The following is an 18332-nucleotide window of genomic DNA, read 5'->3' as shown; positions in this document are numbered from 1 at the left end:
GAGAAATTACCCTTGCGTCACATTCATGGCAACCCCACAGGGTGCTGGTGACATACTTCCCCACGAAAGAAGGGTCAGCTCCATGCCCCTCTTGACCCCCGAGTGCGGTAATGTATGCAACGTCTGCTACAACAGACACGCAAAAAGCGCCAGAGCCGGTCTTGAAACGGCCATGACAACAGGCGGCCAAAATAACAAGCAGCCAAAAAGAATGCAGCCGGTGTGCGATCAGACGCACCGCCGGCGCCGCGCATTTCCTTGTCGCGAATGCAGGGGGTGAGTCAGATGAAAGAAGCCGACATGCACGGAGCGATCCGTGGCTTGTACGAGGGCATTCTCGATCCCGGTGCCTGGCAGCAGAGCCTGCGCACCCTGACGGAACTGGCGGGCACGGCACATGCCTCGATGATGGTCTGGGACACCGTCCGCGACCAGGTCACCGTCAATGAGATCGTCAATCCGGTGGTGGAACTGTTTTCCGAGTACGAATCGGACTACCAGGCCATCGATCCGGCCAAGCAGTTCGCGCCGCGCCTGCGGCCGGGCGACTGGTATATCGACGCGCGCGAACTGGGCGAAGGCACCATGGCCCGCCATCCGTTCTACCGCGACTTCTTCCACCGCTATGACCTGCGCTCCTACGTGGCCTGCCTGGTCGAGCGCCAGCCCCACTACGAAGTCTATTTCTCGATGCAGCGCGCGCGCACGCAGCCGCTGTTCTCGCCCGACGACACCCGCGGCATGGACTGGATCATCCCGCATATGCGCAGCGCCATGGCCATGCGCGACCGCACCCTGGGGCTGACGGTGCTGGCGCGGCTGTCGACGCAGCTGGTGGAACGGCTCAATTTTGCGCTGCTGGTGTTCTCGCCGCAGCGCCACGTGCTGCTCAGCAACCGCGCCGGCGAGCGCTGGGCGCGGCGCCTGGACCCGGCCGGCAAGGTGTCGGACTGGACCCTGTCGCGCCCGTTCGCCGACATGGTGCAGGCCGCCTGCGACCCGCAACGCGCGGTCGCGGCGCAGGCCGCCCGCGCCACCGACGGCAGCGGCGCCGGTGCGCAGGTGATCGTGCTGCCGCTGCCGCCCTCGCACGCCTTTGCCGCGCAATGGCAGGAACCGGCGGCGCTGGTGATCGTGCATGAGCAGGACAGCGCGCCGCTGTTGCTGGCGCCGGTGCTGCGCGACCTGTACGGACTCACCCCGGCGGAGACCCGGCTGACCAACCAGCTGGCCACCGGCCAGGGCCTGCCAGAAGCCAGCCAGCAGCTGAACATCCGCCACGAAACCGCGCGCACCCAGCTCAAGGCCGTGTTCCACAAGACCGGCTGCAACAGCCAGGCCCAGCTGACGCATCTGCTCTCGCGCCTCGGCGCAGCGCTGGACGAGGCCTGAACACCACCGCGCCCGGCATCGGGCCAGCGCCGCGCCTGCGGCCCGCCCGTTGCCCCGCGAAGAAAGTGCTAAAAATACAAGAAGTAAAAAGAAGGGAAGCCATGAGCGATACACAGATGCACGACACCATTCGCGCGCTGTACGAGGGGATCTTCGATGCCGACGCCTGGCAGCGCAGCCTGGGCGCGCTGTGCCAGGCCAGCGGCAGCACGCATGCCCATCTGCTGGTGCTCGACACGGTCAACGAGCGCGTGCTGGTGAACCAGGAGGTCAACCCCATGCCGGAGGCGGTGGCCGCCTACAGCGAACAGTACGTGGCCATCGACCCGGCCCTGCCGTTCGCCAGGCGCATGTCGGTGGGCAACTGGTATATCGATTCACGCGAGCTGGGCGTGCCGGCGATGCGCAGGTCGCCCTTCTATGGCGAGTTCCTGCGGGAATTCGAGCAGTCGTCGGTGATGGCCTGCCTGATCGAGCGCCAGCCGCACTACGACGTGTTCCTGTCGCTGCAGCGCCCGCATGGCCACGACCACTATTCGCCCGAAGACGCGCGCGCGCTCGACTGGGCCATCCCGCACGTGCGCCAAGCGATGGCGCTGCGCGACCGCACCCACCAGGTGTCGGCACTGGCGCATGCGTCGGCGCAGCTGATGGAGCGGCTGCCGTTCGGCGTGATCGTGTTCCGCGATGACGGCAAGCCGCTGCTGGCCAACAGCATCGGCGAGGCCTGGGTGCGCCGGCTGCTGCCGGCGGCGTCGATCGAAACCAGCGCCGTGGCGTCGCCTGCCGCGGCCGTGCGCGAGGAAGCCGACTGGCAGCTGTCGCGCCCATTTGCCGAAGCGCTGCGGGCGGCATGCAACCCCGCCAACCCGCAGCCGGCACAGGCGCTGCGCGCCGCCGACAGCGCCGGCCGCCAGGCCCAGGTCGTCCTGCTGCCGCTGCCACCCGCGCACCATCTGGCGATGGACTGGCAGCGCCCCAGCGTGCTGGTGGCGATCCACGAGCCCGGCACCGCGCCGATGACACTGCCGGCGGTTCTGCGCGACCTCTACGGCCTCACGCCGGCCGAGACCCGGCTGGCCTTGCAGCTGTCATCGGGCATCGGCCTGCCCGAGGCGTGCGAGCTGATCGGCATCCGGCGCGAGACTGGGCGCACGCAGTTGAAGGCTATTTTTACCAAGACGGCTACGGGGACGCAGGCGCAGTTGGCGCATTTGTTGACTCGGTTGGGGGTAAGAGCTTAGGGGCGGGGCTTGGGGGGCGCTTGCCGCTTCTCGTGGATGCAGGCTCTGCGATAGCCAACCATCCCCCAACCACCCTCAATCCACCGACGCCCCCACAGTCTTAACCACCCCCGCCCACTTCTGCCGATCCCCCTTCACCGTCGCCTTGAACTGATCCACAGTCTCGACCCGCGGCGTGTTGCCCGCATCGATCAGCTTCTGCCGGATCGCCGGCGTTTCCAGCGCCACCTTCACCGCATCGTTGACCTTGCGCGCGATCTTCGGATCCAGCCCCTTCGGCCCGAAGAAGCCGAACCAGATGGTGCTGTTGAAGCCGGGCAGGCCGCTCTCGGCAATGGTCGGCACGTCGGGAATCACTTGCACCCGCTGCCTGGTGGTCACGCCCAGCAGGCGCACCTTGCCGGCGCGGTACTGCGGCAGCACGCTCTGCACCTGGTTGAAGATGCAGCAGACCTCTCCCTTCACCACCGCCTGTAGCGCGTCCGGGCCGCCCTTGTAGGGCACGTGGACCATGTCCAGGCCGGCGCGCGCATTGAACTCGGCAAAGGCCAGGTGCGTGCCGGTGCCGTTGCCGGTGGACGCGAAGTTGTACTTGCCCGGGTTGGCCTTGACCTTCTCGATAAACTCCTTGACCGACTTCACGTCGATCACCGCCGGGTTGACGGTGAGCACGTTGGAGACCTCGACCAGCGGCGCGATCGGGGTGAAATCGGCCTCGGCGTCGAACGGCAGGCTCTTGTACAGCGCCGGGTTGATGCCGTGCGTGGCGGCGGTGCCCAGCAGCAGCGTGTAGCCATCCGGCCTGGCATGCGCCACTGCTTCGGAGGCGACGTTGCCGCCGGCGCCCGGCCGGTAGTCGTAGATGATGGTGGTCTTCAGCGACTTCTGCAGCGATTCCTGCAGCGTGCGGCCGACGATGTCGACGCCGGAGCCGGCGGTGAAGCCCATCAGGATCGTCACCGGCTGCGTCGGCCACTCCCCTTGCGCGCGGGCGGGCATGCTGACCGTGCTGATGGCAGCGGCGGCGCACAGCACGGCCAGGCCGGTCGCGGGACGGAAGGACAAGCGCGGAAGCAGGCGGGACGAAATAGGCATGGGGGCACCGTCGGTAAGTTTAATGACCGGGATCTGAGCCCCGGGCCAGCGCCACACGATAGCAAGGTTCCTGCCAAAACCAAACGACCGAGTTGGTTTGAAGGTATGCCGTGCGGGCATATGGTGCTGCCCGGTGCCGCTCAGCGCCGCAGCAGGCCCACCAGTTCATCCACGTCCGGCAGCGGCGCGCCGGTTCCCGCGGTGCTGTCGTCGTCGGCCTCCAGCAGCCCGTCGGCCAGCGCGCGCTTGTCGCGGTGCAGGTCGACGATGCGCTCTTCGATGGTGCCCGCATTGATCAGTCGGTACACCGTCACGGGGCGCTGCTGGCCGATGCGGTGCGCGCGGCCCATGGCCTGGTCTTCGGCGGCGGGGTTCCACCAGGGGTCGGCAATGATCACGTAGTCGGCCGCGGTCAGGTTCAGGCCGAAGCCGCCGGCCTTCAGGCTGATCAGGAAGACATCGCCCTCGCCCGCCTGGAAGGCGGCCACGCGGCGAGTGCGCTCGGCCGCGGGGGTGGCGCCGTCCAGGTACTGCAGCGCCAGCCCGGCCCGCTCCAGCCCCTGGCGCAGCAGCTGCAGGAAATCGACAAACTGGCTGAACACCAGGGTCTTGTGGCCGCTCGCGGCAAGCTCGCTGGCCAGCTCGACAAAGGCGCGCACCTTGGCGCCTTCGGAAAGCTGGCCGCTGAGTTCCGGCGTGACCAGGCGCGGATCGCACGCGGCGCGCCGCAGCCGCATCAGCTGCGCCAGCACGTGGATGCGCGCCTGCGCCTGGTGCTGGGCCTGCGCCAGGGCGCGCGCACGGGCCCCGGCAGGCGCGCCTTTGGTGGCCTTGCGCGCCGCTTCCACGCGCGCCAGCGCGGCCTCGGCCTCGGTCTGGGCCTGGCGGCGCAGGGCCTCGTAGTGCGCGGCTTCGACCGGCTCGGGCTCGACCCGGATCACCAGCTCCGTGCGCGGCGGCAGTTCGTCCAGCACCTGCGCCTTGGTCCGGCGCAGCACGAATGGCGCGATCATGCGGCGCAGCCGCTGGCGCGCCTCACGCACGCCGCCGCGCTCGATCGGGTTGGCAAAGTGTTCGTTGAAGCGGGCCAGCGAGCCCAGCAAGCCCGGATTGCAGAACCGCATCACCGACCAGAGTTCCGCCAGCCGGTTCTCCACCGGCGTGCCGGTCAGCGCCATGCGGAAGCCCGACGGCAGCGCGAACATCGCCTGCGCCCGCCGCGTGACCGCGTTCTTGAAGGCCTGCGCCTCGTCCGCGACCACGGTATGCCATTCGCGCGCGCAGAACGCCTTGCTGGCCTGCTGCAGCAGCGTGTACGAGACGATCACCAGGTCATGCGGCCCGGCCTGCGCCAGCAGCGTCTCACGATCGCCCTCGGCATAGACATGGACGTTGAGCGTGGGCGCAAAGCGCCGCGCCTCGGCCGCCCAGTTGCCGCACACCGAGGTCGGCGCGATCACCAGCGCGGCGCCGCCGCCGGCGCGCGCCACCAGCACCGCCAGCGCCTGCAGGGTCTTGCCCAGGCCCATGTCGTCGGCCAGGCAGGCGCCCAGGCCCGAGGCCGCCAGCGTCATGGCCCAGCGGTAGCCGGCCTCCTGGTAGGGCCGCAGCTCAGCCGCCAGCGTGGCAGGCAGCGCGATGTCAGCCTCGCGCGCGGCGCGCAGCCGGGCGATGCGCTGGCGGAAATGCGCGTCGGGATCGACGCCCGCGCCGGCCAGCACGTCGTCCAGCCACGGCGTGGCCATCTGCGGGACGCGAATGCCGTCGGGCACATGCTCACCGACGCCGGCCAGGTCGCGCAGCCGGCCGCGCAGCGCGCGCGTCAGCGCCACGTAGACGCCCTGCCCCATCGGCACGAAGCGCCCGGCGTGGCTGCCGGTCCAGTCGATCAGCTTGCCCAGCTCCAGCACCAGCCCCTCGGCCACGCGCAGTTCGCCGGCCAGCCGGTACCACGCGCCGCGACTCTCGATCTGCACCCCCAGCTGCGGCAGGTCGGCCGGCAGCACGCGGATCTCCTTGCCGCGCGGCCATTCCACGGCCTGCACGGCGGGCAGGCCGGGCAGTGCCTCGACCACGGCGAGCGCGTCCTCCGGATCGTCCAGTGTCCAGGTGTAATCGCCGCCCGGCGGCGACAGCGCCACCAACTGCGGCAATGCCGCGAAGACCTCGGCCACGCTGGCCAGCTCGGCATCCAGGTCGCGCTGCGTGGCCAGGGTCTCGCCGCGCACGGCGGCCATCAGGCGCTCGCGCCCGGCGCCAGGCGCCAGCCGCGGCCCGAGCGGCCCCAGCGGCGTCACCACCAGCCGCAGCGAAATGCCGCGGGCCACCGGCGCCACCTCGGCGCGCAGCCGTGTCTCGGCCTCCACCGCGCGTGTGCCGACGGCCTGGTCGGCATGGACCTGGAAGTGGCCGGCCAGCGCGCGCAGGGTCTGGTCGAGCTGCGCCTGGCCGTCCTCCGGGATCGCCAGACCGTCGCCGAGCAGCCGCGCGGCATCGAACTGGGCGGGCGTGTAGCGGATCACCCGCAGTCGGTGCGGGCCATCGCGCACCACCGTGAGCTGGCGCAGCGCCTCGGCCTCCTGGCGTGCGGCGGCGGGCAGCAAGGCTTCCATCGCCGGCGCCTCGCGCACCGGCGGGAAGATGCGCAGCACATAACGGCCGGCGCTGTGGACCGCTTCCAGCGCGGGGGCGTCCTCGACCACCTCCAGCGTCTGCGATGGCGCATGCGCCAGCACCACGCCCGGGTGGCCCACCAACGCCATCACCGCGGCGGCGCGGTCCAGCACGCAGCGCCGGTTATGCGACTGGTCGCGGCGGATGGTGCGCGCCACGCGGGCATCCCACGGCTCGAGCCGGTCGTCCTCGGCGACCCGGGCCAGTGGCACCGGCTTCGGCTTGCCCCAGCCGCGCGCGCCGCGCACCTGCTCGAGCGGCTCGATCGTGCCCGGCACGCCGTCGGCGTCCAGCGTCAGCGCCCACAGCAGGCGCCGGGCCTCGGCGCCGGCGGCGGGTTCGGCGCCGGCCAGTGCACGCAGTGCTGCCAGCGCCTGCTGCCAGTCCGGGCCCGGCGCGGGGCTGGCGCCGTCCTCGCCGGGTTCAGGCAGGTCGTCATGGCCGGGATGTGTGGTCAAAGGCACGGCGGTTCTGGGATAGGGAAACGTGCAACAACGGGGGAACAGCAGGAAATGACGTCCGAAATTCGGCAAACGCCCGGAAAAGAGGATTCTAGACCGCCGCAACGCCTGCATCGCGTTGTGACCCATGCCCCCGCGGCTTACAATGGCGTTTTTGCTAATTTGACGGCGCTGGGAGAAAAGACATGTCGATGGCTGATCGCGACGGCAAGATTTGGATGGACGGCAAGCTGATCGAATGGCGCGACGCCAAGATCCATGTGCTGACGCATACGCTGCACTACGGCATGGGCGTGTTCGAAGGCGTGCGCGCCTACAAGACGCCCGAAGGCACCGCCATCTTCCGCCTGCACGAGCACACCCGGCGCCTGTTCAACTCGGCCAAGATCTTCCAGATGGTCATGCCTTTCGACGAGGCCACGCTGGAAGCGGCGCAGCGCGAAGTGGTGCGCGCCAACAAGCTGGAATCCTGCTACATCCGCCCGATCGTGTGGGTCGGCGACGAGAAACTGGGCGTCTCGGCCAAGGGCAACACCATCCACGTGGCGATCGCGGCCTGGCCGTGGGGCGCCTACCTGGGCGAGGAAGGCATGGAGCGCGGCATCCGCGTGAAGACCTCGTCGTTCACGCGCCACCACGTCAACGTGTCGCTGGTGCGCGCCAAGGCCAGCGGCTACTACATCAACTCGATCCTGGCCAACCAGGAAGCCACCGGCCTGGGCTACGACGAAGCGCTGCTGCTGGATACCGAAGGCTATGTCAGCGAAGGCTCGGGCGAGAACGTCTTCATCGTGCGCAACGGCGTGATCTACACGCCGGACCTGGCCTCCTGCCTGGACGGCATCACCCGCGACGCCACCCTGGCCATCGCCCGCGACCTGGGCATCGAGGTGCGTGAAAAGCGCATCACCCGCGACGAGATGTACTGCGCCGACGAAGCCTTCTTCACCGGCACCGCCGCCGAAGTCACGCCGATCCGCGAACTGGACGACCGCGTCATCGGCGAAGGCCGCCGCGGCCCGGTGACCAAGCAGATCCAGGACACGTTCTTTGCCGCCGTGGGCGGCACCAACGAAAAGTACAAGAAGTGGCTGACGCTGGTCTGAGCACCGGCTGCCAGCCCCTTCTGCGCGCGCCCGGTACTGCCGGGCGCGGCACACCCGCTGTTTTCATCGAACAATAAGCATCACTCCCTGCAACACCATGACGCAAACCGCCACCATCATCGAAATCGGCGCTGAAGACATTCCGCTGCACTGCCCGACCGCCAGCACCCCGGCATGGAACTACCATCCGCGCGTGTTCCTCGACGTGGCAGACACCGGCGAAGCCAAGTGCCCCTACTGCGGCACCGTCTACAAGCTCAAGCCGGGCACCGTGCTGAAGGGCCACCACTGACCCGAGCCGCCCGCATTCGCACGATCCTGACGCTCCGGGCCGCTTGCAGGCGCCCCGGAGCGTCGGCGTTCCCGGCGTCCGCGCCGGCGTGCCGGCTCCAAGCGCCCCGCCCATGAAGAAAGCCCTCGTCATCGCCCCCAACTGGATCGGCGACGCCCTGATGGCGCAGCCGCTCTTTGCGCTGCTCAAGGCGCGCCATCCGCGCCTGGTCATCGACGCACTCGCGCCCAAGTGGGTCGCGCCCGTGCTCGCGCGCATGCCGGAGATCGGCCGCGTGTTCCCGTCCGACCTCGCGCACGGCAAGCTGCAGCTGTCGGCACGGCTGATGTTCGCGCAGCAGCTCAAGAACGAAGGCTACGACCTCGCCTACGTGCTGCCGAACTCGCTCAAGTCGGCACTGGTCCCCTGGCTGGCCGGCATCCCGCTGCGCATCGGCTACCGCGGCGAAGCCCGCTTCGGCCTGCTCAACGTGCGCCACGCCAACCCGCCGCGCGACAAGCGCCCGCCAATGGTGGAGCACTACGCTCGCCTGGCGCTCAGGCCCGGCGCGCGCCTGCCCGAAGACCTGCCAGAGCCGCGTCTGCGCGTCGACCCGACGCGCATGGCGGCCACCGCCGAGCGCTTTGGCATCGCCCCGCACACGCGCGTGATCGCGTTCTGCCCGGGTGCCGAGTTCGGCCCGGCCAAGCGCTGGCCGGCCGGACATTTCGCCAGGCTCGCGCAGATGCTGCGGCGTTCCTACCCGTATGCGCAGATGATCACGCTGGGCTCGGCCAAGGACGCCGAGATCGCCGCCGAGATCGTCAGCGAGGCCCCGTTCGTGCGCAACCTGTGCGGCCAGACCTCGCTGGATGACGCCGTGGACCTGCTGGCGCTGTCCGAAGCCGCGGTCTGCAACGACTCCGGCCTGATGCACGTCACCGCGGCGCTGAACCGGCCCCAGGTGGCGGTGTTTGGCTCGAGCGACCCGCGCCACACGCCGCCGTTGTCACAGGCAGCGAGTATCATGTGGCTGCAGCTGGAGTGCAGTCCCTGCTTCAAGCGCGAGTGCCCGCTGGGCCACCTGCGCTGCCTGAAAGAGATCGAGCCTGAAATGGTGTTCGTCGAGCTGCGCAAGCTGCTGCACCGGCCCTGATTTCACCGCCCTCGCCACTTCTACTGCCACCATGCCTCGCTTTGCCCGCCTGTTCGATTCCGCCGAAGACATCGTCGAAGCCTTTCGCGAAGCACTGAAGCTGCGCGACGCCGACGGCGCGCTGCGCCTGTGGCTAGACGAAGACTCGATCACCTGCGTGCTGCCCGACGGCCAGCGCCTGATCGGCCACGAACAGCTGCGCCAGGCCTTCCTGCAGTTGCTGGAAGAACAACCGGTGCTGGTCGATGCGATCGAGACCAGCAGTCATGCGTCGATGGCCGTGGCGATCTTCGACGTGACCGAGGCACTGCGCTTCGGCGGCGACCGCGTCGAGGCCGACCTGTACGTGCACACCACCTATGTGCTGATGCAGAACCACGAAGGCTGGCGCCTGGCACATATCCACTGCAGCCCGGCCAACGCGGTGCAGGTTGCCGCCGTGGCCGCCGCGCCGGGGCAGGCGCTGCACTGAACCCCGCATGGCCGCGCCGCGGCCTGCTGCAACACCACGCCGGCATGACGCAGCTTCCGCACCACCGCCTTCCCCAGGTCGTCAACGCCGCCCAGGTTGATCCCGCCACGGCACCCGGCCATGGCTACGGCGAAGGCGTGCCGATGCCCTGGTGGCTGCGCGGCGGCCATGCCCAGACCATCATCCCCGCGCGCTTCACGCGCCGCCCGCCGCGCGTGAGCTTCCGCCGCGAACGCTGGGACACCCCCGACCAGGACTTCATCGACCTCGACTGGACCACCCACCCGGTGCGCCCGGACACGCCGCTGGTGGTGATGTTCCACGGCCTGGAGGGCGATTCCGGCAGCCATTACGCGCAGGCGCTGATGCATGCGCTGTCCCTGCGCGGCTGGCAGGGCGTGGTCCCGCATTTCCGCGGCTGCTCGGGCGAGCTCAACCTGGCCCCGCGCTTCTACCATTCGGGCGATTCGGCCGAGATCCGCTGGGTGCTGGAGCGCATGCGCCAGCGCCATTGCGCCAACGGGCGCAAGCTGCTGGTGGTGGGGATCTCGCTGGGCGGCAACGCGCTGCTGCGCTTCCTGGGCGAAGACGGCGCCGGCGCCGGCCACGTGCATGCGGCCGCGGCGATCTCCGCGCCGCTGGACCTGGCTGCCGGAGGCGCGGCGCTGTCGGCCGGCTTCAACCTGGTCTACACGCGCATGTTCCTGCAGACGCTCAAGCGCAAGTCGCTGGCCAAGCTGGGGCAGTTCCCGGGGCTGTTCGACCGCGACACGATGCTGGCCAGCCGCGACCTGTACGCCTTCGACAACGTCGTCACCGCGCCGCTGCATGGCTTTATCGATACCGACGACTACTGGCGCCGCGCCGCCAGCAAACCCGTGCTGCGCGACATCGCCGTGCCCACGCTGGTGCTCAATGCGCGCAACGATCCCTTCCTGCCGGCCCGGCACCTGCCCGGCCCGGCCGACGCCAGCCCCCAGGTATGGCTGGAACAGCCCGAGCACGGCGGCCATGTCGGCTTCATGACCCCGCCCGAGGGCTGGCGCCGGCACCTGCCGCTGCTGCCCGACGGGCGCTTCAGCGGAGATATCGAATGGCTGCCGGCACGGATCCTGGGATTTTTTGACCGCATGATGTAGGGCGGGTGCAGCGGCACGATAAGCCACCGGCCCCCCGAGGAGACAGACATGGACGAGATCGTCAGGCAAGCCATGGCACGCTGGCCCAACGTGCCCAATGCCTACGGCTGGCTGGCACTGGACCGCCGCGGGCAGTGGCGCCTGCGCAATGAATACGCCCAGCAGCACGGGCTGTCGGGCGACCCCATCCGCCATGAAGCGCTGATCGGCTTTATCGAACGCAACTACCTGTGCGACGAGCGCGGCGCCTGGTACTTCCAGAACGGTCCGCAACGGGTGTTCGTATCGCTGGGCTATGCGCCGTGGGTCGTGCGGCTGCATGAAGGCGCGTTGCGCACCACCACGCAGCAGCCCTTCACGCTGCAGGCCTGCTTCGCCGACGAGCACGGCAATGTGGTGCTGGCCGGCACGGTCGAAGGCATGGCGCAAGGCAGCCTGCCGGCACAGCAGGGCGCCCTGCTGCACGACCACGACCTGGAACTGTTCAGCGGCGCCAGCACCTGGCATGGCGAAGCCTGCGGCACGGACCTGGGCGTATTCCATCACGATGGCCGCGACATCCCGATCGAGCCGATTGCCGAGAGCGAGGTGCCCAAGCGCTTTGGCTTCGTGCGCCAGCCGGCGGCCTGACGAAACCGCCCTCGTCAGAAGTACCTGGCCACCCTGAGCATGCCGCTCTGGTCCACGTAGTCCCTGGCGCCGCGCAAGCGGTACTCGGCCCGCACGGCCCATCCTCCCTGGGTCAGCAGTTCGAAACCGGCCGTCGCGTCGCCATACCATTTCGGCATGCGCGTCGTGATCTGGAACGGTGCCGCCGAGAACTCCGCCAGGCTGACACTGGCAGTGGCGTCGCCGCTCAGCAAGGCGCTGGCGCCCACGGCCAGGTAGGGACGCACGGTCGCCCCTGCAAGCTCAACCCGGCCGCCCACCTCGAGACCCGGCGTCACCATCCACGCGGTGCGCCCGCGCGCGCCGTAGGCCAGGTTGAAGACACCGGCCCCGGACTCGCGATAGGCGGGCGTGTGGTCGTAGGTGACATCGAGATCGGCGAACGGCTTGAGGTACCACGCCTGGAACGGCACCTGGTATGACGCGCGGGCGCGGGCCCCGAGAAAGTACGTGTCGGGCTTGCTGTCCGCGGTGGCGAACATGCGTGGCAGCGCGATGTCCCGCCGCTGCGTCGACGCTTCATAGCCGCCGAACAGCGCCCCGGCGAACAGCCAGTTGCCAAGCTGCCGCTTGAGCGTCAGGCCGGCCTGGCCGCCGTCGCTCGAGGCCCGCATGGCGCCATCGGAGGAGCGGGCGCTGGTATGCGCATAGCTGAACGAACCGCCCAGGTACCAATCGGGTGCGATCGCCTTCTGCACGCCAAACTGGACGCCGCCCTGCGTGCTGCGATAGCCCGCATCCTCACTGGTGGCGGTGCGCTCGACACTGCCGCCAATCGCGCGGCCCCACGCACACTCGCCCTCCGCCTGGCGGGCATCGCCCTCGCTGAAGTAGGGGCAGCTCATCAGGCGGTTCAGGAAAGCGTAGCTTTCGTGGCGGCGGCTGCTCGCGCGGGCCAGCGCCACGTCGGAAGCGATGGTGTTGAGGGCGCGCGCATAAGAGGACGGATCGGCAATGGCGGCGAGTGGGTCGAACACGGTCGCGGCCCTGGCATCGGCCGTGTTCCACAAGGCCTGCAGATGGTTCGCCACTCCCGCCTGGTCGCGGTTGAGCGCGACACCCGGGGACTGGAAGTGGGCATCGACCGAGACCAGCACATCGCGCTCGTCGTCGCTCTGGCGCAGGGCATAGGCAAAGACGGGCGACGCGCTTGCGACCCCGAGCTGCACCGCATCGTCAGCCAGCGGCTGGTCCGAATGGATGATCGCGAGCGCCGTGCCGCGCACGGGATACCTGGTCAGGGGCGTGACGGTGCCCGCGAAGCGGGACCCGCCGGCATTCGAAAGCTGGTCGCTGGCCTTGCCGGCGAAATCGAGATCGGCGGCGAAGGTGCCCGAGGCAAGCTGGTGGAAGCTGCCGAAGTTCAACCGCGTGGTCGTCATGACACCCGGGCCGCCGGGGTTGAGGGTGCCGGCATTGTTCAGCGTGCCATTGTTGATGTACAGCGTGCTGCCGCTGTAGAAGGTGGCGCCGGCATGGTTGTTGAACGCGCTGGCCAGGCCGGAATCGCGGCCGATGTCGACGTTGCCGCGGATGGTGCCGGTGTTTTCGACCACGGCCTGACGCTTTGCGCTGATCGCCGTGTCGGCGTCAATCAGGCCGGCGTTGCGGATCGTCGTCATGGACTGGGCGTATGCCAGCAAGCCGGTGCCAGAGCGGCCGCTCGCGCTCACGCTGGCGCCCATGTCGACGGCGATGTCGACCGTGGCGGCGCTGTCGCCCGTGGCCGCGCCCCAGCTGACCGCGGCGATGGCGGGGGAATTCGCCCCCTGCGTGCTGACCGCTCCGTTCGCGGCAAGATGGACCGACACCGGGCCGCCAGCCGCGCTGGCCGACGTTTGGCCGTCCTTCATGTAGATGCCGCCGTCCTTGAACACGGCGCCGCCGCCAAGGCTCATCGCCAGGATGCCCGGGGCGTTGTCCCCGGAGGTGTAGACCATGCCTTGCCCGCCCACCTCGACCGTGACCGCGCCGCCCCTGCCCGAGCCGCCCGGGATGCCGGCGCTCCGGACCAGGCCCAGGCCGTAGCCGACCGCCGACAGGTCGCCAGCCAGCCCGCCGCCCCCGCCAAGGCTTTGCGCGAGCACGCCCACCCCGCCGCTGCCGGTGGTCTGGAGGCCGCCGTCGACCACCGCGCGCACCGGGCCGCCATCGCCGCTGCCGTTCGAGGCCGTTGCCGCCAGCGTGACCAGGCCCGGCCGGGTGCCGAGCGCGGCAATGCCGCCGCCGCCGCCAATGCTCTGGCCGAGCATGCCGACGGCATTCTGCCCGCCGGTCGTGATGCTGGCGCCGGCACCGAGCGAGAGGCTGACTGCCCCGCCGCCGCCGGCAACGCCATCGCTCGCGTTCAGTGACAGGGTGACCGGCAGCGCCGCCGTCTCCCCGCTGGTGAGCGCAACATAACCGCCACCGGCCCCCACGCTTTGCGCCATCATGCCGAACGCCAGTGCACCGGTGGTGACGATGGTGCTTGCGCCATCGCTGGTGCCCGCACTGTCGATGCTGACCGAGCCGCCATCAGTGCGGATGCTGCCCCCCGCCACGCCGCTCGCGCCCAGCGTGATGCGGGCGGGGCCCGTCAGCGCAAGCGCGGTCGGACTGATCGCCAGGCTGGCTACGCCGCCACCGCCACTGATGCTCTGCGCCAGCACCCCATGGGACAGCAGGCCGACAGTCCGGACCGTGCCGTTCTGCGTGATCGCCACACCGCCGGCACTGATCCCGCTGAAGCCGAAAAGCCCGGTCATGGTCGCGCCGAGGAAGATCTCCGGGACCTGCGGGGCCTGGCCCTGACCCAGCCCCGCGTCCGTGCCAGCCATGCTGACCGAGGCGGCTCCGCCGCCGCCGCTGATGCTTTGCGCGACGATGCCAACCGCGTTCCGGCCCTGGGTGCGCACATTGGCGCCGTTTGCCGCCGTCACCTGGCCGCTGCCGGTCGCAAAGGAGTTGCCCGTGAAGACGCTGGTCTCGCCCAGCCGGATCGCCAGCGGGTGCGCGGCGGTGCCGGCCAGCGCGGCAAGGCCGCCGGCGCCGAGCAGGCTGCTCTGGACGTCGGCCGTGCCGCCGCCACCGCCGATGCTTTGCGCGAGGAACGCGGGAGAGCTGTCGCCCGCCGTTTCGATGCGGCTGGCGATGCCCGAGGCATCGACCGTCACCGCACCGCCGACGCCCGGGGGACCATCGGAGCGGCCCAGGCTGACATCGATGCTGCTGGTGATGGACAGCCCTTTGCTGGCTAACAGTCCGAGGATCTTGTTGATGCGCGCCAGGATCTCCGGCGCCGCCGCGCCGGCCTGCTTGCGCACCAGGTCTTCAAGGCTCTGCTCGGTGATGGTGCCGCGCCCGCCGCCGCCGCCAATGCTCTGCGCCAGGATCGCAGGCGAGGCCGTTCCTGCCGTGGCGAGGTCGCCGATGTTGGCGACGTGCACGGCCGCGCCATCGCCGCCCGAGCCACCGCCGCCGCCCACGGCCAGGTTGACGCCGATATCGGGCGCCAGCGCGAACGCCCCGCTGACGCCCCCGCTCACGGTGGCGACGCCAGGGCGCCGCTGGTCGCCACGCGCGCACCCTGCGCCAGGTTCACCGCAATCGCGCCGGCCGAGCCGCCTGCCCCGCCATCGCCGCCAACGCTCATGGACACCCCCAGCAGCACGCCGGCAGACGTCGCGCGTGCCGACCCGCCCAGCCCGCCGCCACCGCCAATGCTCTGCAACGTCAGGCCCGACGCCGCCGCCCCCGCCGTAGCGATATCGCCGGACGTGCCCAGGGAGATGTTGCCGCCGTCACCGGCCGCGCCGCCGCGCCCGCCCACGGCCATGGCCGTGATGAGGCCAACGCTGTCGGCATCGCCACCCGCCCCGCCGCCACCGCCGATGCTCTGCAACAAGACGGCCGGGCTGTGGTCGCCGGCGGTCCGGATCGTGCCCTGGTTGCTGGCGGCCAGCACGCCGCCGTTGCCACCATTGCCGCCATTGCCGCCCCCGACCCGGAACACACCATGGCTGCTCGTGCCGGCCCCGCCGCCGCCGCCGACGGCATGGGAAAGATGCCGGCGGCATCCTGTCCCTCAGTGGCAATGGTGCCGCTGTTGTCAATCTGGACCGCGATCGCACCGGTACCTGCTCCGGCGCCGCCGTTGCCGCCGCGCCCGAAAGTCCCGGCGCGACCGCCAGCGCCACCGCTGCCGCCGCCGATAGCCATGGCTGAGATGCCATTCGCATTGGCGCCATGTGTGCTGATCGAACCCGTGTTGGTAATGGCAACCCCGCCGGCCGCCCCCCTTTGCCGCCATCGTGCCCGTCGAGCCAGCTGCCCTGCCCGCCGTCCGAGCCGTTCCCGCCGATGCTCGCGGCAAGAATGCCAGGCGAGCGCGCCCCGCCGGTCGTGAGCGCCGCGCCGTTGACCACCGTCACATGGCCGGCATTGCCTCCGTCGGCCGCCCTGACGTTTACCAGGGGAATGGGCAAGCCGTCGGCGTCCACATCATGCCAGGTCCGCGCCGTGCCGCCGATCGAGCGCGCCAGGATGCCCGCCACCCTGGCACCCTGGGTCGTGATGATGCCGTCCGCCGCGGTCACCGTGACGTCGCTCGCGGAACCGCCCTGGCCTGAATTGGCGTGGCCGCCGAGCTCACTGTCGTTGCGTCCCCCGCCGCCCTGGCCGCCCAGCGCCTGGGCGCGTATGCCCGCCCCCATTTCCCCCGGGAAAGCGCCAACGCCGCCCGCCTGCACGGTGACGGTGGACTTGCCGTCCAGGGTGACACTGACCGGCCCGACGGCATTGCCGCCGGCCCCGGCATCCCGCTCCGCGGCGCCAAACTTCGGGATCGCGCTGTCCTGCCCGTTGCCGCCGATCGTTTGCGCCGAGATGCCGTAGCCGACCGCGTCGATGGTCGACCCCGTTACCGCCAGCACCACGGCGTGGCCATCGCCGCCGCTGCCCCAGGGTGGGTGGGCCCCGGCGTCTCCCCACCTGCCGCCGTCGCCGCCCCGGGAGATGGCGGAAATGCCGATGCCCCCGGTACTGACCATGGTGCTGCGCTGAACCGTGTACTCGATGATCCGGCCCATGCCGCCCTTGCCGCCCCAATGATTCTGGCTGTCGACATCGTCGCCGTCGCCACCATTGCCGCCGCTCACATCGAGCGTCACGGCGGTGCCTGCCGCCTTGATGTTCAGGCCAGACTGGGTCAGCACCAGGTCGCTTCTGCCGTCTGCGCCGGCGCAGCCATTGCTGCCAGCGCAGTGGCCGCCGTCGGCCCCGCGCAAGTCCTGCACCACCGGTCCCGATTGCGCAAAGACTGGTGTGCCGAGCGTCAGGCGGGGGACGCCGAGCGCCAACGCGAGCGGCAGGGGGGAAATCCGTGGCTTCATGACGCGCAGGCCGGTGCGTCAGGCCTGGGCGGCCTTTGCCGCTTCGCCCAGCACGTCGGCCGCGGCGCGGATGAACTCGCCGGTGCGTTCGGTGCTCAACGGTCCGCCGTTCCAGTTCAGCGTCAGGCAGAAGGTCACCGGCACCGCGCCCACCAGCATCTGCCCGGCGAAGCACAGGCAATGGAAGCTTTCCCAGTCGATGCTGCCACCCTTGCCGAAGCCCTGCGCACCGGCCGGCACGGCCATCCACACTGCATCGGCCATGGCCTGGATACGCCTGAACTCCGTCAGCGTCGCCGGCTGCGCGAAGAACTTGCCCGCCAGCGCTTGCCGGTACCAGTTCACCATTTCGGTCGCGGTGCTCAGCATCGCCTGCTTGTCGTTGATGACATTGGTGCGCGACGTGAGGCCAAGATCCTCGCCATTGTCCATCCTGACCATGCCGTCCCAGCCGAGGTCGACGCCGGATTCCGCCCCGGCCAGGTAGGAGAACAGCTTGCGGGTCGAATCCGGGATGCGGGTCTGGGCCAGGCCCGCTTCTGCGATCAGCGCGCGCACGCGGTCGGGGCCGACGGCGGCGAGCGCGATATCGGTACCAGTGTTGTCGCTGTGCGTGATCATGGCCTCCAGCGCATTGCGGTACGGCGTCTTGCCGGTCAGCCCCAGGAACACCGGACTGCCGGGGGAACGGAAGGTATCGCTGACGTCGCAGGCCTGGTTCTCGCTCAGCCCGCCGCGGCCGGCTTCGGCGTCGCGCAGGAACTGCGCCAGGATGAAAGTCTTGACCGCACTGCCGACGAACAGCTGGCGGTCCGGATTGTAGCCAGCCGACCATGCATTGGCGCCGCCGCCAGCGGGCTCCGCGCGCACCAGGCAGTTGGCGGTATCCGGCGCCAGCGCGGCAAAGCGCGCGATCGCGCCTTCCACGTTCGGCGGCGCCGCAGCTTCGGCACTGCCGCCGCAGGCAGCAATGGCGGGCAATACCAGGGACGTGGCGGCGAGCTTGAGCGTGCGCCGCTTGGCGGGCTGGAAGGCAGACATGCGAAGGTTCCCGTACTGAAAAGACTGGCCGGCGCGCCGGCACGTTGAGTTGGCCTGTGTCGGCACGGTGTTGCCGCGCTGCACAAGCTGGCTGATTTTGCGGCGAGTTTATGCCAGAATCAGCCATCAAAAGTAGTCAACGGGTCTCGAAGTCTGTTGACATCCCCCCCGTCCTCAGCCTTCGGCTGCCGCCTTACGGCGGAAAGGACGAGGATTCCTACGGCGCTACGTGATGCTCTAC

Annotated in this window: 14 protein-coding genes; 8 read left to right on the top strand and 6 right to left on the bottom strand. The window is 69.9% G+C overall.

Annotated features, from left to right (window positions below; genetic code table 11):
- Positions 1 to 285 precede the first annotated feature (285 nt).
- A complete protein-coding gene (locus AC3WL8_RS34230; protein WP_013955644.1) occupies positions 286 to 1392 on the top strand; it encodes a helix-turn-helix transcriptional regulator in 1107 nt (368 codons plus the stop codon).
- A gap of 101 nt (positions 1393 to 1493) precedes the next feature.
- A complete protein-coding gene (locus tag AC3WL8_RS34225) occupies positions 1494 to 2636 on the top strand; it encodes a helix-turn-helix transcriptional regulator (protein ID WP_013955643.1) in 1143 nt (380 codons plus the stop codon).
- Positions 2637 to 2711: 75 nt separating this feature from the next.
- Here AC3WL8_RS34225 and AC3WL8_RS34220 read toward each other — a convergent pair whose 3' ends face one another.
- Together AC3WL8_RS34220 and AC3WL8_RS34215 are read right to left on the bottom strand one after the other, a co-directional pair.
- Positions 2712 to 3731, bottom strand: a complete 1020-nt coding sequence (locus AC3WL8_RS34220) for a Bug family tripartite tricarboxylate transporter substrate binding protein (RefSeq protein WP_211980742.1) — start codon at positions 3729 to 3731, stop codon at positions 2712 to 2714.
- Positions 3732 to 3871: 140 nt separating this feature from the next.
- Positions 3872 to 6868, bottom strand: a complete 2997-nt coding sequence (locus AC3WL8_RS34215; RefSeq protein ID WP_371827388.1) for a DEAD/DEAH box helicase — start codon at positions 6866 to 6868, stop codon at positions 3872 to 3874.
- A 182-nt stretch (positions 6869 to 7050) separates the two neighbouring features.
- On the opposite strand from AC3WL8_RS34215, the gene AC3WL8_RS34210 reads away from it, so the two are divergent.
- From AC3WL8_RS34210 to AC3WL8_RS34185, 6 genes are all read left to right on the top strand, one after another.
- Positions 7051 to 7971 (top strand): branched-chain amino acid transaminase, encoded by a 921-nt coding sequence (locus AC3WL8_RS34210; protein ID WP_013955640.1) that lies wholly within the window; start codon positions 7051 to 7053, stop codon positions 7969 to 7971.
- Between the two features lie 97 nt (positions 7972 to 8068).
- Positions 8069 to 8263 (top strand): zinc-finger domain-containing protein, encoded by a 195-nt coding sequence (locus AC3WL8_RS34205; RefSeq protein ID WP_013955639.1) that lies wholly within the window; start codon positions 8069 to 8071, stop codon positions 8261 to 8263.
- A 112-nt stretch (positions 8264 to 8375) separates the two neighbouring features.
- Entirely contained in the window at positions 8376 to 9398 is a 1023-nt protein-coding gene (waaF, locus tag AC3WL8_RS34200) for a lipopolysaccharide heptosyltransferase II (protein ID WP_013955638.1), read from the top strand.
- Between the two features lie 31 nt (positions 9399 to 9429).
- The gene (locus AC3WL8_RS34195; protein WP_013955637.1) at positions 9430 to 9870 is read left to right on the top strand and encodes a YybH family protein; all 441 of its coding nucleotides are present in this window, start codon (positions 9430 to 9432) and stop codon (positions 9868 to 9870) included.
- A 44-nt stretch (positions 9871 to 9914) separates the two neighbouring features.
- Complete coding sequence (locus tag AC3WL8_RS34190; protein WP_492379737.1) at positions 9915 to 11009, top strand: YheT family hydrolase; 1095 nt, start codon at positions 9915 to 9917, stop codon at positions 11007 to 11009.
- 48 nt (positions 11010 to 11057) lie between these two features.
- Positions 11058 to 11639, top strand: a complete 582-nt coding sequence (locus tag AC3WL8_RS34185; RefSeq protein WP_013955635.1) for a DUF2946 family protein — start codon at positions 11058 to 11060, stop codon at positions 11637 to 11639.
- Between the two features lie 14 nt (positions 11640 to 11653).
- Here AC3WL8_RS34185 and AC3WL8_RS34180 read toward each other — a convergent pair whose 3' ends face one another.
- The 4 genes from AC3WL8_RS34180 to AC3WL8_RS34165 form a co-directional block, all read right to left on the bottom strand.
- Positions 11654 to 15205, bottom strand: a complete 3552-nt coding sequence (locus tag AC3WL8_RS34180; RefSeq protein WP_492379736.1) for an autotransporter domain-containing protein — start codon at positions 15203 to 15205, stop codon at positions 11654 to 11656.
- Positions 15202 to 15390, bottom strand: coding sequence for a hypothetical protein (locus AC3WL8_RS34175; RefSeq protein ID WP_492379735.1), 189 nt, complete (start codon positions 15388 to 15390; stop codon positions 15202 to 15204). The genes AC3WL8_RS34180 and AC3WL8_RS34175 overlap by 4 nt, the downstream gene beginning before the upstream one ends.
- A 70-nt stretch (positions 15391 to 15460) precedes the next feature.
- Positions 15461 to 17050 carry a hypothetical protein gene (locus AC3WL8_RS34170; protein WP_492379734.1) on the bottom strand — a complete coding sequence of 530 codons (1590 nt, stop codon included), beginning with the start codon at positions 17048 to 17050 and terminating at the stop codon, positions 15461 to 15463.
- 18 nt (positions 17051 to 17068) lie between these two features.
- On the bottom strand, positions 17069 to 18091 hold the full coding sequence (locus AC3WL8_RS34165; RefSeq protein ID WP_013955632.1) for a serine hydrolase: 1023 nt from the start codon (positions 18089 to 18091) through the stop codon (positions 17069 to 17071).
- Positions 18092 to 18332: the final 241 nt, after the last annotated feature.

Source organism: Cupriavidus sp. FW305-F7 (genome assembly GCF_058782875.1).
The sequence above is the reverse complement of the archived record's forward strand: the minus strand, read 5'-3'. Positions and strand labels throughout refer to the sequence as shown.

Coding starts and splice junctions, on each gene's coding strand:
- waaF (WP_013955638.1), top strand. CDS start 8,376: ATGAAGAAAGCCCTCGTCATCGCCCCCAACTGGATCGGCGACGCCCTG.
- AC3WL8_RS34170 (WP_492379734.1), bottom strand. CDS start 17,050: ATGAAGCCACGGATTTCCCCCCTGCCGCTCGCGTTGGCGCTCGGCGTC.
- AC3WL8_RS34185 (WP_013955635.1), top strand. CDS start 11,058: ATGGACGAGATCGTCAGGCAAGCCATGGCACGCTGGCCCAACGTGCCC.
- AC3WL8_RS34230 (WP_013955644.1), top strand. CDS start 286: ATGAAAGAAGCCGACATGCACGGAGCGATCCGTGGCTTGTACGAGGGC.
- AC3WL8_RS34225 (WP_013955643.1), top strand. CDS start 1,494: ATGAGCGATACACAGATGCACGACACCATTCGCGCGCTGTACGAGGGG.
- AC3WL8_RS34195 (WP_013955637.1), top strand. CDS start 9,430: ATGCCTCGCTTTGCCCGCCTGTTCGATTCCGCCGAAGACATCGTCGAA.
- AC3WL8_RS34165 (WP_013955632.1), bottom strand. CDS start 18,091: ATGTCTGCCTTCCAGCCCGCCAAGCGGCGCACGCTCAAGCTCGCCGCC.
- AC3WL8_RS34210 (WP_013955640.1), top strand. CDS start 7,051: ATGTCGATGGCTGATCGCGACGGCAAGATTTGGATGGACGGCAAGCTG.
- AC3WL8_RS34205 (WP_013955639.1), top strand. CDS start 8,069: ATGACGCAAACCGCCACCATCATCGAAATCGGCGCTGAAGACATTCCG.
- AC3WL8_RS34190 (WP_492379737.1), top strand. CDS start 9,915: ATGACGCAGCTTCCGCACCACCGCCTTCCCCAGGTCGTCAACGCCGCC.
- AC3WL8_RS34220 (WP_211980742.1), bottom strand. CDS start 3,731: ATGCCTATTTCGTCCCGCCTGCTTCCGCGCTTGTCCTTCCGTCCCGCG.